Genomic DNA, 15,349 nt, shown 5'->3' with positions numbered 1-15,349 from the left:
TCTTGCCCACCGTCACCGGGAAACTGTCGGAGGTGGGGCGGTGTGGGTGGGCAGGACCGTTGGCGCCATGGATGGCGCCATCGAGCCCCCAGGGACGGGTTTACGGCGTGTCCTGCCCACCCACGCCGCCCCGCCCAACCCGCAGCACCCCAGAGCCGCTTTGGCTTTGGCTTTGGCTTTGGCAGTTGCTTTCAGCTTCTGCCCGCCGCAGGCGGACCACCGCGCGTCAGCGCGGCGCCTCCACATCCAACCCGATCGGGCAGCTCACGCCGGTGCCGCCTATGCCGCAGTAGCCGTTCGGGTTCTTCGCCAGATACTGCTGGTGATAGTCCTCGGCGTAGTAGTACGCCGGCGCCGGATACACGATCTCGGTGGTGATCGGGCCATAGCCAGCGGCGTCCAGCTGGGACTGGTAGGCCTCGCGGCTGGCCAGCGCGGCCTTGTACTGGGCCTCGTCGGTAGCGTGGATCGCCGAGCGGTACTGGGTGCCGGTGTCGTTGCCCTGGCGCATGCCCTGGGTCGGGTCGTGGCTTTCCCAGAACAGCTGCAGCAGCCGTTCCAGGCTCACCACCGCCGGATCGAACACGACCTGCACCACTTCGGTGTGGCCGGTCAGGCCCGAGCAGACCTCTTCATAGGTCGGGTTCGGGGTGATGCCACCGGCATAGCCGACCGAGGTGCTGTACACGCCCGGTTCGGTCCAGAACTTACGCTCGGCGCCCCAGAAACAGCCCAGCGCAAAGCGGATCTGCTGCAGGCCGGCGAAACGGTCCTTCAGCGGATGGCTGTTCACGAAGTGCTGGTTGCTGTGCAGCGGTAGCGGTTGGTCACGCCCCGGCAGCGCCTCTTCCGGGCGCGGCAGGCGCTGCTTGAAGGCGCCGATACCGAGGATGCCCTGGCCAATTCCCAACATGATGCGCTCCTACGCCGGAAGACCGGCTATGTCGTCTGCATCCGAAATGGGGGCATCCGGTGCATGCCCCAAGTCCAGTGCCGCCACGACGTCCTCGGCCTGCGGGCGTGCGGCATCCGGGATTCCCACCCGCAGTACACCAAACAGCGGCAGCTCGCCCATGCCACCCAGCAACGACTCGCCGAACACGAACGCCGGGATGCCGGCATCCTCCAGCGCGTGCTTGACCAGATGGGCGTCGAACAGGTTGTCGGCCTTGTACACGATGTGCATGCGGCGGCTCCGTGGGACAGGATTCCAGCATACGCCCGGGGGCTGAATGGTGGTGGTGACGGCGCATGACCGTTCCGCCGGCCAGCGGCCTGCACGCGGTAATGCCGGTCGCTGGCCGGCATTCCCATACCCCACCGGGCAGCCCCGCCCCGTACGCGCTAGACTGTTGGTCTTTCTGCCTTTCTCTTCGCCGACTCATGTCCGAGCACACCCCCGCCAGCCCCGAGACCCCCGCCGACAGCCACGAAAAGCGCGATTTCATCCGCCAGATCGTGCGCGAGGACCTGGCCAGCGGAAAGCACCAGGCGATCAAGACCCGCTTCCCGCCGGAGCCGAACGGCTACCTGCACATCGGCCACGCCAAGTCGATCTGCCTGAACTTCGGCATCGCCGGCGAGTTCAGCGGCGTCTGCAACCTGCGCTTCGACGACACCAACCCGGCCAAGGAAGACCCGGAATACGTGGCCGCGATCCAGGATGACGTGCGCTGGCTGGGCTTCGAGTGGAACGAGCTGCGCCACGCCTCGGACTATTTCCAGACCTACTACCTGGCCGCCGAGAAGCTGATCGAACAGGGCAAGGCCTATGTCTGCGACCTGTCGGCCGAAGAAGTGCGCGCCTACCGCGGCACCCTGACCGAGCCGGGCCGCCCGTCGCCGTGGCGCGACCGCAGCGTCGAGGAGAACCTCGACCTGTTCCGCCGCATGCGCGCCGGTGAGTTCCCGGATGGCGCGCGCACCCTGCGCGCGAAGATCGACATGGCCAGCGGCAACATCAACCTGCGCGATCCGGCCCTGTACCGCATCAAGCACGTCGAGCACCAGAACACCGGCAATGCGTGGCCGATCTATCCGATGTACGACTTCGCCCATGCGCTGGGCGATTCGATCGAGGGCATCACCCACTCGCTGTGCACGCTGGAGTTCGAAGACCACCGCCCGCTGTACGACTGGTGCGTGGACAACGTCGATTTCGCCCACGACGACGCGCTGACCCAGCCGCTGGTCGACGCCGGCCTGCCGCGCGAAGCGGCCAAGCCGCGCCAGATCGAATTCTCGCGCCTGAACATCAACTACACGGTGATGAGCAAGCGCAAGCTGATGGCGCTGGTCACCGAACAGCTGGTGGACGGCTGGGAAGACCCGCGCATGCCGACCCTGCAGGGCCTGCGCCGCCGTGGCTACACCCCGGCCGCGATGCGCCTGTTCGCCGAGCGCGTGGGCATCAGCAAGCAGAATTCGCTGATCGACTTCAGCGTGCTGGAAGGCGCGCTGCGCGAAGACCTGGACAGCGCCGCACCGCGCCGCATGGCCGTGGTCGACCCGGTCAAGCTGGTGCTGACCAACCTGCCGGAAGGCCATGAAGAACAGCTGACCTTCAGCAATCACCCGAAGGACGAGCGCTTCGGCAGCCGCGAAGTGCCGTTCGCACGCGAAGTGTGGATCGACCGCGAGGACTTCGCCGAAGTGCCGCCGAAGGGCTGGAAGCGCCTGGTGCCGGGTGGCGAAGTACGCCTGCGCGGCGCCGGCATCATCCGCTGCGATGAAGTGATCAAGGATGCCGACGGCACCATCACTGAGCTGCGCGGCTGGCTGGATCCGGAATCGCGTCCGGGCATGGAAGGCGCCAACCGCAAGGTCAAGGGCACCATCCACTGGGTCAGCGCCGTGCACGGCGTGCCGGCCGAGATCCGCCTGTACGACCGCCTGTTCTCGGTGCCGAACCCGGACGACGAATCGGAAGGCAAGACCTACCGCGATTACCTCAACCCGGAATCGCGCCGCACCGTCACCGGCTATGTCGAGCCAGCCGCAGCCAGCGCCGCCCCGGAACAGTCGTTCCAGTTCGAACGCACCGGCTACTTCGTTGCCGATCGCCGCGACCACACGGAGGCCAAGCCGGTGTTCAACCGCAGCGTGACCCTGCGCGACACCTGGTCGGCCTGAGGACCTGCGCGGGCGCCAGGACGGCGCCCGCACGACCGCGACGATGATCACCGCCCTTTCCGCCCTGCTCTGGTTCCTGACGCAGCACCCGCTGCTGACGTTCTTTTCGGCGATGGTGCTGGCCGGGCTGGTCTCGTGGTGGCGGCGCTTTCCGGGCTACGCCATCGTGGTGTTCCCGCTGGCGATGCTCAACATCTTCCTCGGCCACTTCGTCAACGCCGCCTTCCTGAACGTGGTGGGCGAGCGCGGTGAAGCGGTGATCGTGAAGTCCGAGCGCACCAGTTCGACGATGAACGAGCAGTACATCTGGCGCTACGAAGCGGTGCTGCGCACCGCCGAGGGCCGCGATGTGGAGGTGGTGTTCCACACCAACACCGCCTCGTTGTGGCCGCTGGAGAACGCGATCCGCATTCCCGCGCCCGACCAGCCGTTCGTGGTGAAGTACACGCCGGGCTTCCCGCGCAACTTCGTCATCCTCACCAACGAATCCCCGCACGGCATCGCCCAGGCCCGTGCCAGCGCGCGCGAGCGCGTGGAGGTGGCGGCACGCAAGCTGCATTTCAGCCCGGGCAACGCGGATTTCCGCGCGGACTATCGCCGCGAGCTGGAAACCTGGCTGCGCGATCATGGCAGCGACCCGCAGCAGCAATCCGACGCGCAGCGATATCGCGCCGAACTCGACGCGCTCGAGCGCTAGTTCCAGGCCCTGCCTGGATGTTCCGCCCCATCCATCCACAGGCCTGACATGACCACGACCTCCACCGCCCTTCTCCCGCTGCTGCAGCAGGTCCTGCAGGACGCCGGCATCGCCAGCCACGCCGACGGTGGCGCGCTGCTGCTGGACAGCGGCCTGCGCCTGACCCCGCATGCGATGGCCGCGCATGCGCGCGGCAACGGCGGCTGGCAGACCTCCACCGTCATCGAGGCCCAGCATCCGGTGTTGTTCGCCGATGGCCTGTTCGAGTACCAGCACGCCAACGGTGCCGACGAACAGGCCTCGCTGCTGTCCGGCTTCCAGACCTGGATGCGGGTGGACCTGGCGACCCTGCAGACCGCGATCGGCGCCGAGGACGCGCAGGGCCTGCCGATGATGGGCCTGGCCTACCCGGCCGGCGATGACGGCGAGGAACACCAGCGCACCGTGGTGCTGGGGCCGTTGGCGCACTACCGCGCGCAGGAGGTGGATGCCTCCACCTGCAGCGAAGACGACCATGGCTCCTGTCCCTGCTGCCTGTTCACCCGCAGCATGGATGCCTTCGACGAGCTGCTGAAGGCCCGCTCGTTCCTGGCGATCCGCCTGTTCGCCTCGCGCGATGCCGAAGGCCTGTGCGAAGCCGATTGCCGGGTCAATGGCCACGACTTCGCCGCCGCCCTGCCCCTGCTGCGCGCCTATGCCGCCAGCTGGCCGCAGGCCGGGCTGGAATTCCGCAAGCAGTACGTGGTGATCCGCACCGGCTCGCCAGGCTGACCCATCGCCACACCCGATACAGGCCGGTGCAGCTACACTGCGCGCCGGTTTCCCCAAGCAACCGCACCTTCTTCCATTCCCTACGAGGCACCCCGCGATGCTGTACGCGCAAGTCCACCTGACCCTTCCCGCCTGGATCCACGACCAGATCGACCTGGATCGTCGATATCCGGGCGACGAGGCCAAGGTCGCACTGGCGATCGAGCTGTCGCGGTTGAATGTCGAGCACGCCAGTGGCGGCCCGTTCGGCGCGGTGGTGTTCGGGCCGGATGACAAGGTCATCGCCGCCGGCGTGAACCGGGTGATGCCGCACGCAACCTCGCTGGCGCACGCCGAGAACATGGCCTACATGCTGGCCCAGCAGCGCCTGCAGACCCCGCGCCTGAACGCGGTACTGTCGCCGGTCACCCTGGCCACCAGTTCGCAGCCGTGCTGCCAGTGCTACGGCGCGACCGTGTGGGCCGGCATCGACCGCCTGCTGATCGGTGCCAACGCGGCCGACGTCGAGGAACTGACGCCGTTCGACGAAGGCCCGCTGCCGGCCGACTGGGTCGGCGAGCTCAACAAGCGCGGCATCGAAGTGGTGCAGGGCCTGAACCGCGATGCCGCACGCAGCGTGCTGCGTGCCTATGGGGAAAGCGATGGCGCCCGTTACTGAAACCGGCATCGGCCTGCTGTGCCTGTGCCGGCAGGGCTTCGAGCCCGAGCTGGCCGGCGAGCTGCAGTTCCGCGCCGGTGAAGCCGGTTTCGCCGGCTACGCGCGTACCCAGCGCAACGACGGCTATGTGCTTTTCATGTGCGACGAAGCCGCAGCCCTGGCGCCACGGCTGCGCTGGCGCGAGCTGATCTTCGCGCGACAGAAGCTGGTGGTACTGGCCGAGCTGCCGCAGCTGGACCCGGCCGACCGCATCACCCCGATGCTGGAGGTGCTGGCCGATGCGCCGCGCTTCGGTGACCTGTGGGTGGAACACCCCGATTCTGACGCCGGCAAGCCGCTGTCCGGGCTGGCGCGTGCCTTCGGCAATGCGCTGCGCCCGGCGCTGCGCAAGGCCGGCAAGCTCAGCGACAAGCCGAACAACCGCCTGCCGCGCCTGCACGTGGTGTTCGTCGACGGCACCCACGCCTTCGTCTGCGTGGCCGATCCGGCCGACAGCGCGCCGTGGGCACTGGGCATCCCGCGCCTGAAGCTGCTGCCTGAAGCGCCTTCGCGTTCGGCACTGAAGCTGGACGAAGCATTGCTGACCCTGCTGACCCCGGAAGAACGCGAAGCATTGGCCAAGCCCGGCATGCGCGCGGCCGACCTCGGCGCCGCACCCGGCGGCTGGACCTGGGTGCTGACCCGCCAGCACATGCACGTACTGAGCATCGACAACGGCCCGCTGCGCCAGCACGTGCTGGACACCGGCCTGGTCGAGCACCTGCGCGCCGATGGCTTCCACTGGCACCCGGAACAGCCGCTGGACTGGATGGTCTGCGACATGGTCGAGCAGCCGCGCCGCGTGGCCGAGCGGATGGCCACCTGGTTCCGCGAGGGCTGGTGCAGGCATGCGATCTTCAACCTGAAGCTGCCGATGAAGAAGCGCTGGGACGAGACCCGGCTGTGCCTGGACCTGTTCAAGGACCAGGCCGGCAAGCCGCTGGTGGTCCGCGCCAAGCAGCTCTATCACGATCGTGAAGAGATCACCGTGCTGGCGTCGCCGCTGCGCTGAGGCCGTCGTGCCCGCCGGGCGTGGCCCGGCGCTACCGAGGAATGGGACCATGCGATACCGCTCGATTCCGATACTGATCGCCCTGCTGGCAACTGCAACGGCCCTTGCACAGCAGCTGCCGTCCATGCCGGCGCAGGTCCAGCCGCTGGGCCCGACCGGCGGCGCCATCCGCCAGCAGCCACTGGGCGCCGGCCAGGTCACCGGCAGCGTCGAGATTGCACAGCCGGCTGGCGAGGCACAGGTGACCGTGCGTTCGCTGGAACCGAGCAGCGTGGTCGGCCAGTACCGCATCCACTTCGCCGCGCTGGACGTGAATGGTGATGGTTTCATCAGCCGCGAAGAAGCGCAGGCCAACCCGGCGCTGGCCGATGAATTCAATTCATTGGACCGCAGGCATCGCGGCAAGCTGGATCGCTCCGACCTGGCCGGTTGGCTGGTCGACTGAAAAAGGGGACGGAGGGGATTAAGTCGTATGTGCACATACGACTTAATCCCCTCCGTCCCCTTTTTGCGTCAGACGCCGGCGGCGCGCTTCCAGAATGCCTGCACCAGCGGCGGCCATTTGCCGACGCAGCCCAGCGCGCGTCCGCGGGCCAGGGTCAGATGCATTTCGTCGTTGGAGAACAGGCGGTTGATCGCATCGAAGCTGTAAGCGGCGATGTGGTTGTCGCTGCGCCGTTCGCGTGCCCAGCGCTGCAGCCGCTGCGGCGACAGCCGCGGCTGGCCACGGCGTTCGGCCGATGGCGCCAGCCACTGCTGCAGGGCGGCGACATCGCGCAGGCCCAGGTTCACGCCCTGCCCGGCCAGCGGATGCACCACGTGCGCCGCATCACCCAGCGCCAGCACGCGGCCGGCCACGTAGTGGCGGGCCAGTTGGCGACGCAGCGGGAATGCCGCACGCGGTGATGCCAGCCGCAGTTCACCCAGGCGTGCAGCGAAGGCGCGGGTCAGTTCACGGTTGAAGGTGTCCTCATCCAGCGCCAGCACACGTGCCGCGTCATCCTCGGGCAGGGTCCAGACGATCGAGCTGCGACGCTCGGCCACCGGCAGCAACGCCAGTGGCCCGCTCGGCAGGAAGCGCTGCCAGGCCGTGGCCTGGTTGGGAAGATCGCTGTCCACATAGGCCACCACGCCACGCTGGTGGTAGTCATGGCGCTCGACCTCGAGTCCGGCCAGCTGGCGCAGGGTCGATTCGGCGCCGTCGGCGGCCACTGCCAGCGCCGCTTCCAGGCGGCGCCCGTCATCCAGGCGCAGGCGCACACCGTCCGCGTCCTGCTCCAGCGCATCCACCCGCGCCGGGCAATGCAGCTGTATGCCTGCGGCCGGCAGTGCCGACCACAGGCGATCCTGCAGCAGGCCGTTCTCGACGATGTAGCCCAGTTCGCGCCGACCGAAGCGGTCGGCGTCGAACAACAGATCCTCGCCACCGGCGGCATCCCACACCTGCATGCGCCGGTAGGGCCATGCGCGGGCCTGCGCGATGGCCGGCCACACACCCAGACGGTTCAACAGTTGCACGTTGTCGGCGGCGAAGGCGAACACCCGCAGGTCTGGCTGCGCGGCCCGCCATGGCGCGGGCTCGCGGCCCTCCACCAGTGCAACCGACAGACCGGCATCGGCCAGCGCCAGCGCACAGGCGGCACCAACCACGCCACCGCCGACGATGGCCACGTCCAGGCGCGCGCGCCGGCTCATGCGGCTTCTCCACGGCACAGCCGCGGCACTTCGCCACGGAAGCCCATCGCACCGCCGACCAGCATCGACTGCACCGAGGCGCGTTGTGCGGCCACCAGGCCGAGGCTGCGCAGCGGCCGCATCAGCGGCGCCGGATTGCTGGTCAGGCGTGCCAGGCCACCGGAGAACGCCACCGTCTGCCGGCGGTCTTCCTCGCGGCGCGCGACATAGGCCTGCAGCAGCGCATCACTGCCGGCATCCTCATGCGCATCCTCCAGCAGCTCGGCCAGGGTCAGCGCATCGCGCAGGCCCAGGTTGAAGCCCTGCGCACCCAGCGGATGAATGGTCTGCGCGGCATTGCCGAGCAGCACCGTGCGTTCACCGGCCAATGCGCGCGCCAGCACCTGGATGAGCGGGTAAGCACTGCGCGGGCCGGATTCGAGCAGGCGGCCGGCACGCCAGCCGATCGCATCCTGCAGGCGCTGAAGCCAGGCCGCATCGTCCAGTGCCATCACCGCATCGGCCTGATCGCTCGCTACGCCGTGCACGGTGCCGAAGTGACGATCGCCACGCGGCAGCAGGGCCGTCGGGCCGGTATCGGTGAAGCGCTCCCAGGCCGTGCCGTCCGGCGCGCGCTGGCTGCGCACGCGGGCCACGAACAGGGTCTGCTGGAAATCATGCCGGTCGACCTCGATGCCCAACGCCCCGCGCACGCCGCTGGTCGTGCCATCGGCGCCCACCACCAGCCGTGCCAGTAGCATGCGCTCGCCGGCCTCGTCGGCCACTCGCACCTGGCGGTAGCCGTCGACCACCTCGCCCAGGCCCAGGAACCGCATCGGCCGGTAGCGCCGCAGCTGCGGCAGCTCCTGCAGCCGTGCTTCCAGCGCCTGGCCGAAGTCACGCGCCACCACCACCTGACCGAACCACGGCCGGTCGTAGTCGGAAGCCTCCAGCTGCACGCGGCCGAAATCGCCGGCGCGGCTGACGTGGATGCGACGGATCGGGCCCGGCGCCATCGCCAGCTTCTGCATGACCCCCAGCGCGGTCAGCGCGTTGACGGTGGCCGCGGCGAAACTGAGGTTGCGCTGGTCGAACACCGCCGGCAGCTCGCCGGCCGGGCTGGCCTCGAGCAGGCCCACATCGCGGCCCAGCCGGTCCAGGGCAATGGCCAGGCTGGCACCGACCAGGCCGCCACCGACGATCAGCACGTCATGTCGTTCACTCATGGTGTTCATGATACGCGCTCGCCCCGCCCGAACACCCAACGCTCCCCGACCTGCGCCAACCGGCGCGGCGGGCTAGAATGAAACCTGAATCCGCTCCGGGCCCGCTGCCATGTCCGCCACCGCCAACCGTGCCTTCGTCCTGTCCGTACTCGTGCTGTTGCTGGCGGCGACCCGGGTCAACCACTTCGCGGCGATCCCCGATGCTTCCTGGGCGGTGTTCTTCATCGGTGGCTTCTATCTGGCCGGCTGGACCCGCTGGGCGTTCCCGCTGCTGATGGTGTTCGCGGTGCTGGTGGACTGGATCGTGATCCGCAGCAGCGGCCTGGATTTCTGGCAGCACTACTGCGTATCGCCGGGCTACTGGCTGCTGTTGCCGGCCTATTTCTCGCTGTGGGCCGGCGGCATGCTGCTGGGCCGCAACTACCAGGGGGCACGCTGGCCGGTGCTGGCCAAGGGCGCGTTGCTGCTGGTGGCCTCGGTGGCGGTCTGCCACCTGCTGGCGCAGGGCGGCTTCTACTGGACCAGCCGCAACGTGGCCGAACCGACGCTGGCCGGCTGGGCACAGAACTACGCACAGTGGTTCGGGCCGTACCTGCGCACCACCGCGATCTACGTGGCGCTCGGCGCCGCCCTGCAGCTGGCCGTGGAGCAGGTAGTGAAGCTCCAGCAGGCCCGCCGCGACATCCGCCACTGAGCCGCGCCATGGGCCATCGCCTCTCGCGCATCTATACCCGCACCGGCGACGACGGCAGTACCGGCCTTGGCGACGGCCAGCGCGTGGCCAAGGATGACGCCCGCGTGGCGTCCTACGGCACCGTCGATGAAGCCAATGCCGCGCTCGGCCTGCTGCTGGCCACGGCGCTGCCCGAGGATGTCCGCGCGCTGGTGGTGCATCTGCAGCACCAGCTGTTCGACCTGGGCGCCGAACTGTGCATCCCCGGCCACGCCGCGATCCACGCCGCCGATGTCTCGGCGTTGGAACAGCAGCTGGACCACTACAACGCCAGCCTGCCGATGTTGAAGGAATTCATCCTGCCGGCCGGTGGCGAGGCCGCCGCGCGCTGCCACCTGGCGCGCACGATCGTCCGCCGCGCCGAGCGCGAGACGGTCACCCTGGCCCGCCACGAAGCCGTGCGCAGCGAGGCGCTGCAGTACCTCAACCGGCTGTCGGACCTGTTGTTCGTGCTGGCCCGCGTGCTGGCCCGTGCCGATGGCCACGGCGAAGCGCTGTGGCAGCCGCAGCAGCGCCAGCGCTGAGTCGGCACGATGCTGGTCTTTACCCATCCGTCCTGCCTGCTGCACGACCCCGGCCCCGGCCATCCGGAGTGCCCGCAACGCCTGCGGCATGTCCTGGATGCCCTGCACGCCGCATTCCCCGGCCAGCTGGACTGGCGCGAGGCGCCGCCGGCCAAGTTCGGTGAACTGACCCGGGTCCACGACAGCGCCCTGCTCGACTTCGTGCTGCAGCCGCAGACCGTGCCGCTGCGCCAGCTGGACATGGACACCTGGACCTCACCCGGCTCGGCCAGTGCCGCCGTGCACGCCGCCGGCGCCGGCGTGGCCGCTGTAGATGCAGTAATGCTGGGCGAAGATCCGCTGGCGTTCTGCGCGGTGCGGCCACCGGGCCACCACGCCACCAGCAGCACCGCGATGGGCTTCTGCCTGCTCAACAACATCGCCATCGCCGCCGCCTACGCCCGTGACCGCCATGGCCTGGAGCGCATCGCGGTGGTCGACTTCGATGTCCACCATGGCAACGGCACCCAGGACATCTTCCAGCACGACGCCCGGGTCTCCTACTACAGCACCCACCAGGCCGGGCTGTTCCCCAACTCGGGCCTGCGCCGCGACCGCGGTGCCGGCAACCTGATGAACATCCTGCTGCCGCCGGGCAGTGGCGGTTTCCGCTTCCGCAATGTGTGGGCCGACGAGATGCTGCCGGCCATCGACGACTTCCGCCCGCAGCTGCTGCTGATCTCGGCCGGCTTCGATGCCCACCTGCGCGACCCGCAGGCCGATCTGATGCTGGAAACCGACGATTTCGCCTGGATCACCCGTGAACTGCATGCACTGGCGCGGCGCCATGCGGCCGGCCGGGTGGTCTCGATGCTGGAAGGCGGCTATGACCTGCAGGCCCTTGCCGAGTGCAGCGTGGCCCATGTCCGGGCGCTGCTGCCGCCCCCTCCAGGCAGCGTCTCCGGATGAACCCGAACCGGCAGGATCCGCCGCCCTTCATTGCCCCTATGCAAGGGATGGGGCAAGCTACCGTCCGTTTTCGCCCGAATCCGAACCGCGTGCGCCGAGCCCTCCGCCTGCTTCCCCTGCCTCTGAGCATCGCCATCTGCCTGCCGGCAATGGCCGATGAAAAGCCGCTCAACTGGGGCCTGTGCCCGGCGACCGACGTGATTCCCGCGTTCACCGATGCCCCTACCCCGGTCCCGGGGCAGGACAAGGCCGCCGCCAGCGCCGCGCGCGATCAGCAGCCCACCGACATCGAGGGCGACCAGCTGCTGGGCACCACCACCGTGCCGCAGTACGAAGGCAACGTGGCCCTGCGCCGCGGCGACCAGTTCGTCGGTACCGACAAGCTCAGCTTCGATACCGAAAGCGGCAACTACATCGCCGACGGCAATGTCCGCTACCAGGACTCCTCGATCCGCATGGTCGCCAAGCGCGCCGAGGGCAACCAGGAAAGCGACACCCACAAGATCACCGACATCAAGTACCAGCTGGTGTCGCGTCGCGGCAACGGCGACGCCGAGTCGGTCGACCTGCAGGGCGCGGTCGGCCAGATGCACCGCTCCACCTACACCACCTGCGACCCGTCGCAGCCGGTGTGGAAGCTGTCGGCGCCGCAGATCGAAGTGGACAACGACGAGGGCTTCGGCACCGCCCGCAACGCCGTGCTGCGCATCGGCAAGGTGCCGGTCCTGTGGGCGCCGTACTTCAAGTTCCCGATCGATGACCGCCGCAAGACCGGCCTGCTGTTCCCGCAGCTGGGCATGTCCGGGCGCAACGGTTTCGATTATGCCCAGCCGATCTACTTCAACCTGGCGCCGAACTACGACGATACGTTGACCCCGCGCTACATGAGCCGGCGCGGCCTGATGCTCGACAACGAGTTCCGCTACCTCTACAACGGCGGCCGCGGCGAACTGCTGACCGCGTTCATGCCCAACGACAAGCTGCGCGACCGCGACCGCGGCCGGGTGATGTTCAGCGGTTACCACAACGTGGACAGCCACTGGCAGGCCCGCGCCAACCTGGCCTGGGTCAGCGACGAGCGCTATGTCGAAGACTTCGCCAACCGCTTGGTGGGGGTCACCGCGTCGAACCTGCAGAGCACCATCGGTCTGTACGGCACCGGCAGGAACTGGACGGCCGGCATCATGGCCGACCGCTGGCAGCTGACCGACTACACCCTCAACGAGAGTGCGCTGGCCTACAACCGCCAGCCGCGCCTGTACCTCAACTGGGACAAGCCGGTCCTGCCGTGGCTGGAAACCGGCGTCTACGCCGAAGCCGTGCGCTTCACCCACGACGACATCAACTTCAAGTACGGCGCAGATGCGGGCCCCGACCTGCAGTACACCCGCAATGGCAGCCGCCAGACCAACGGCATCGGTGTCAGCGGCGGCTCGCGCCTGGACGTGAAGCCCTACGTGTCGTTCCCGATCAGCGGCGCGGCCTGGTATGTCACGCCGACGCTGGCCTACCGCTATACCGGTTACCAGCTGGATCGTGGCCTGGTTGATGGCGTGAACGGCATCCGCGGCCAGATCCTGCGCTCGCAGGGCATCGACCCGAACACGGCCACGCCGGAGCAGCTGCGCGGCAACACCTCGCCCAGCCGCAGCCTGCCGATCGGCAGCATCGACGCCGGCCTGTTCTTCGATCGCGAAACCAGGATCGGCGGCAAGTCGTTCCTGCAGACCCTGGAGCCGCGGCTGTTCTACCTGCGCACGCCCTACCGCAACCAGGATGAACTGCCGATCTTCGATACCCGTGACTTCACCTTCAGCTGGGGCCAGCTGTTCCGCGACTCGCGCTATACCGGCGCCGATCGCCAGAACGACGCCAACCAGCTGACCATGGCGCTGAGTACCCGCTTCATCGACCAGACCACCGGCAAGGAACGCTTCTCGGCCTCCATCGGCCAGATCCAGTACTTCGACGAGTCGCGGGTCACCGTCACTCCGGGCAGCGCGCCGGTGGAAAAGGGCAAGTCGGCATGGATCGCCGACGGCAACTACATGATCAACGACCGCTGGACCCTGGGCGCCACCTACCAGTGGGATCCGAAGTACAAGCGCGAGGATCTGGCCAGCGTCCGAGCCCGCTATCTGATGCCCAACGATGGCGTGATCAACCTCAGCTACCGCTACCGCATCAACTCGGGCGCCCCGGCCACCGCCAACAAGCATGACCGGACCCTGCTGGAGCAGGCCGACCTGTCGTTCCTGTACCCGCTGAATGCGCGCTGGAGCCTGGTCGGCCGCTACTACTACTCGCTGCAGGACAAGGAACCGCTGGAAATCATCGCCGGCGTCCAGTGGGACAGCTGCTGCCTGGCCGTGCGTGTGGTCGGGCGCCGCTACGTCCGCAACCGCGAAGGCGAGATGAACAACGCCATCCAGCTGGAGTTCGTGCTCAAGGGCCTGAGCTCCCTGGGGCAGGACACGGACCGTACCCTGCGCCGTGCTATCCTCGGCTACAACCGCGACGACCTCTATCTCGTGCCGCCGAGCAACACCGGGGCGACCCGGGATGACTACGATCCGAACCTGATCCCATGACCAAGCGCTTCCCCGTTCTTCTCGCCTCACTGCTGGCGGTGTCCAGCGTGTCCGCCCCCCTGCAGGTGCTTGCCCAGGAGGCGCAGCCGCTTGACCGCATCGCCGCCGTCGTCGATGAGGACGTGATCCTGCAGAGCGAGCTCCAGCGTGCGATCGCCAACATCAAGGCGCAGTACGCGGGCCGTGAAAACCAGCTGCCGCCGGAAGACGTGCTCAGCCGCCAGGTGCTCGAGCGCCTGGTGCTGGTCAAGCTGCAGGTCGCCCGCGCCCAGGGCAGCGGCATCCGTGTCAGCGACCAGGAGCTGAACCAGGCGATGAACGCCATCGCCCAGCAGAATGGTTCGAACCTGGACGCCCTGCGCCAGCGCCTGGCCCATGACGGCATCGACTTCAACGATTTCCGCGCTTCGGTGCGTGATGAGATCACCGTGCAGCGCCTGCGCCAGAGCTTCGCGCAAAGCCGCATCAGCGTCAGCGAGGGTGAAGTCGACGCCGCGCTGAAGCAGCAGGCCACGGTGGGCAACCAGTACCACCTGGCGCACATCCTGATCGCCCTGCCCGACGGCGCCAACGCCGACCAGATCGCCACCGGCCAGAAGAAGGCCGATGGCGTGAAGGCCCTGCTGGACAAGGGCGAGCTGGACTTCAACGCGGCGGCCGTGCGCTATTCGGACAGCCCGAACGCCCTGGAAGGCGGCGACCTGGGCTGGCGCAGCCTGGATGAGATTCCCACCGCGTTCGCCCAGTTGATGGAGAAGATGAAGCCCGGCGAAGTGGTCGGCCCGATCCGCGGCCCGAGTGGCTTCCAGCTGCTGAAGCTGGTGGAAGTGCGCGACGCCAGCTCCGCCGCTGCCGGTGAGCACACGGTCACCGAGTTCCACGGCCGCCACATCCTGGTGCGCGTGGACGACCACCAGACCGACGCCGACGCCAAGGCCAAGATCGACACCCTGCGCGCCCGCATTGCCGGTGGTGCCGAGTTCCAGACCGTTGCCAAGGAGTCCTCCGAGGACAACAACAGCAAGGGCCAGGGCGGTGATCTGGGCTGGTTCCCGGCCGACGCGTTCGGTCCGGCCTTCGGCCAGCAGGTGCAAGGACTCCAGGACGGTGGCGTCAGCCAGCCGTTCCGCACCGACGCCGGTTGGCACATCGTGCAGCGCGTGGCGACCCGCCAGACCGACGTGACCACCGACAACCAGCGTGCCCAGGTCCGCGAGACCATCGGCCGCCGCAAGCTGGAAGACGAGTACAACCGCTTCCTGCAGGAGCTGCGTGGCGAGGCCTACGTCAGCTTCCGCAGCGGCGACCGCGCGGAAAACACCGCCACGCCGCCGCAGTCCTGAC

General features: G+C 68.3%; 15 protein-coding genes. 11 read left to right on the top strand and 4 right to left on the bottom strand.

The genetic code is table 11. From position 1 onward, the window contains the following. Positions 1 to 226 precede the first annotated feature (226 nt). Together msrA and B9Y82_RS01895 are read right to left on the bottom strand one after the other, a co-directional pair. Entirely contained in the window at positions 227 to 892 is a 666-nt protein-coding gene (msrA, locus tag B9Y82_RS01900) for a peptide-methionine (S)-S-oxide reductase MsrA (RefSeq protein ID WP_202908141.1), read from the bottom strand. A gap of 30 nt (positions 893 to 922) precedes the next feature. Continuing rightward, on the bottom strand, positions 923 to 1,186 hold the full coding sequence (locus B9Y82_RS01895) for a DUF2007 domain-containing protein (RefSeq protein WP_100471349.1): 264 nt from the start codon (positions 1,184 to 1,186) through the stop codon (positions 923 to 925). Positions 1,187 to 1,383: 197 nt separating this feature from the next. Between B9Y82_RS01895 and B9Y82_RS01890 the strand changes: the two genes are divergently transcribed. The 6 genes from B9Y82_RS01890 to B9Y82_RS01865 all read left to right on the top strand — a co-directional run bounded on the left by B9Y82_RS01890 (position 1,384) and on the right by B9Y82_RS01865 (position 6,754). After that, entirely contained in the window at positions 1,384 to 3,132 is a 1,749-nt protein-coding gene (locus tag B9Y82_RS01890) for a glutamine--tRNA ligase/YqeY domain fusion protein (RefSeq protein ID WP_100471348.1), read from the top strand. A 43-nt stretch (positions 3,133 to 3,175) separates the two neighbouring features. Then, positions 3,176 to 3,829: a hypothetical protein gene (locus B9Y82_RS01885; RefSeq protein ID WP_100471347.1), complete on the top strand. Its 654-nt coding sequence runs from the start codon at positions 3,176 to 3,178 to the stop codon at positions 3,827 to 3,829. Between the two features lie 48 nt (positions 3,830 to 3,877). Beyond that, positions 3,878 to 4,600 (top strand): DUF6348 family protein, encoded by a 723-nt coding sequence (locus B9Y82_RS01880; RefSeq protein WP_100471346.1) that lies wholly within the window; start codon positions 3,878 to 3,880, stop codon positions 4,598 to 4,600. A gap of 97 nt (positions 4,601 to 4,697) precedes the next feature. Further along, entirely contained in the window at positions 4,698 to 5,258 is a 561-nt protein-coding gene (locus B9Y82_RS01875) for a nucleoside deaminase (RefSeq protein WP_100471345.1), read from the top strand. Continuing rightward, entirely contained in the window at positions 5,242 to 6,309 is a 1,068-nt protein-coding gene (gene rlmM, locus B9Y82_RS01870) for a 23S rRNA (cytidine(2498)-2'-O)-methyltransferase RlmM (protein ID WP_100471344.1), read from the top strand. Before B9Y82_RS01875 ends, rlmM begins: the two co-directional genes overlap by 17 nt. A gap of 49 nt (positions 6,310 to 6,358) precedes the next feature. Continuing rightward, positions 6,359 to 6,754: a hypothetical protein gene (locus B9Y82_RS01865; RefSeq protein ID WP_100471343.1), complete on the top strand. Its 396-nt coding sequence runs from the start codon at positions 6,359 to 6,361 to the stop codon at positions 6,752 to 6,754. Between the two features lie 68 nt (positions 6,755 to 6,822). On the opposite strand, the gene B9Y82_RS01860 is transcribed toward B9Y82_RS01865, so the two are convergent. Then, positions 6,823 to 8,004 (bottom strand): UbiH/UbiF family hydroxylase, encoded by a 1,182-nt coding sequence (locus B9Y82_RS01860; RefSeq protein WP_100471342.1) that lies wholly within the window; start codon positions 8,002 to 8,004, stop codon positions 6,823 to 6,825. Beyond that, on the bottom strand, positions 8,001 to 9,209 hold the full coding sequence (ubiH, locus tag B9Y82_RS01855) for a 2-octaprenyl-6-methoxyphenyl hydroxylase (RefSeq protein ID WP_100471341.1): 1,209 nt from the start codon (positions 9,207 to 9,209) through the stop codon (positions 8,001 to 8,003). Before ubiH ends, B9Y82_RS01860 begins: the two co-directional genes overlap by 4 nt. A 109-nt stretch (positions 9,210 to 9,318) precedes the next feature. On the opposite strand from ubiH, the gene B9Y82_RS01850 reads away from it, so the two are divergent. The 5 genes from B9Y82_RS01850 (at position 9,319) to B9Y82_RS01830 (ending at position 15,348) form a co-directional block, all read left to right on the top strand. Further along, positions 9,319 to 9,903, top strand: a complete 585-nt coding sequence (locus B9Y82_RS01850) for a hypothetical protein (protein ID WP_087921583.1) — start codon at positions 9,319 to 9,321, stop codon at positions 9,901 to 9,903. Between the two features lie 8 nt (positions 9,904 to 9,911). Beyond that, on the top strand, positions 9,912 to 10,466 hold the full coding sequence (locus tag B9Y82_RS01845) for a cob(I)yrinic acid a,c-diamide adenosyltransferase (RefSeq protein ID WP_014036041.1): 555 nt from the start codon (positions 9,912 to 9,914) through the stop codon (positions 10,464 to 10,466). Positions 10,467 to 10,475: 9 nt separating this feature from the next. Continuing rightward, positions 10,476 to 11,414, top strand: coding sequence for a histone deacetylase family protein (locus B9Y82_RS01840; protein WP_100471340.1), 939 nt, complete (start codon positions 10,476 to 10,478; stop codon positions 11,412 to 11,414). Positions 11,415 to 11,503: 89 nt separating this feature from the next. Continuing rightward, positions 11,504 to 14,005 carry an LPS-assembly protein LptD gene (gene lptD / locus B9Y82_RS01835; RefSeq protein ID WP_202908111.1) on the top strand — a complete coding sequence of 834 codons (2,502 nt, stop codon included), beginning with the start codon at positions 11,504 to 11,506 and terminating at the stop codon, positions 14,003 to 14,005. Beyond that, positions 14,002 to 15,348 (top strand): peptidylprolyl isomerase, encoded by a 1,347-nt coding sequence (locus B9Y82_RS01830; RefSeq protein WP_100471338.1) that lies wholly within the window; start codon positions 14,002 to 14,004, stop codon positions 15,346 to 15,348. The genes lptD and B9Y82_RS01830 overlap by 4 nt, the downstream gene beginning before the upstream one ends. Position 15,349: the final 1 nt, after the last annotated feature.

Origin of the sequence: Stenotrophomonas maltophilia, from assembly GCF_002799155.1 — a bacterium.
In the GTDB taxonomy this organism is placed as follows: Bacteria; Pseudomonadota; Gammaproteobacteria; order Xanthomonadales; family Xanthomonadaceae; genus Stenotrophomonas; species Stenotrophomonas maltophilia_R.
The sequence above is the reverse complement of the archived record's forward strand: the minus strand, read 5'-3'. Positions and strand labels throughout refer to the sequence as shown.

What these genes read in the sequence shown, in the direction of transcription:
- B9Y82_RS01895 (WP_100471349.1), bottom strand. Translation starts at nt 1,186, where the DNA reads ATGCACATCGTGTACAAGGCCGACAACCTGTTCGACGCCCATCTGGTC.
- B9Y82_RS01890 (WP_100471348.1), top strand. Translation starts at nt 1,384, where the DNA reads ATGTCCGAGCACACCCCCGCCAGCCCCGAGACCCCCGCCGACAGCCAC.
- B9Y82_RS01885 (WP_100471347.1), top strand. Translation starts at nt 3,176, where the DNA reads ATGATCACCGCCCTTTCCGCCCTGCTCTGGTTCCTGACGCAGCACCCG.
- B9Y82_RS01880 (WP_100471346.1), top strand. Translation starts at nt 3,878, where the DNA reads ATGACCACGACCTCCACCGCCCTTCTCCCGCTGCTGCAGCAGGTCCTG.
- B9Y82_RS01875 (WP_100471345.1), top strand. Translation starts at nt 4,698, where the DNA reads ATGCTGTACGCGCAAGTCCACCTGACCCTTCCCGCCTGGATCCACGAC.
- rlmM (WP_100471344.1), top strand. Translation starts at nt 5,242, where the DNA reads ATGGCGCCCGTTACTGAAACCGGCATCGGCCTGCTGTGCCTGTGCCGG.
- B9Y82_RS01865 (WP_100471343.1), top strand. Translation starts at nt 6,359, where the DNA reads ATGCGATACCGCTCGATTCCGATACTGATCGCCCTGCTGGCAACTGCA.
- B9Y82_RS01860 (WP_100471342.1), bottom strand. Translation starts at nt 8,004, where the DNA reads ATGAGCCGGCGCGCGCGCCTGGACGTGGCCATCGTCGGCGGTGGCGTG.
- ubiH (WP_100471341.1), bottom strand. Translation starts at nt 9,209, where the DNA reads ATGAGTGAACGACATGACGTGCTGATCGTCGGTGGCGGCCTGGTCGGT.
- B9Y82_RS01850 (WP_087921583.1), top strand. Translation starts at nt 9,319, where the DNA reads ATGTCCGCCACCGCCAACCGTGCCTTCGTCCTGTCCGTACTCGTGCTG.
- B9Y82_RS01845 (WP_014036041.1), top strand. Translation starts at nt 9,912, where the DNA reads ATGGGCCATCGCCTCTCGCGCATCTATACCCGCACCGGCGACGACGGC.
- B9Y82_RS01840 (WP_100471340.1), top strand. Translation starts at nt 10,476, where the DNA reads ATGCTGGTCTTTACCCATCCGTCCTGCCTGCTGCACGACCCCGGCCCC.
- B9Y82_RS01830 (WP_100471338.1), top strand. Translation starts at nt 14,002, where the DNA reads ATGACCAAGCGCTTCCCCGTTCTTCTCGCCTCACTGCTGGCGGTGTCC.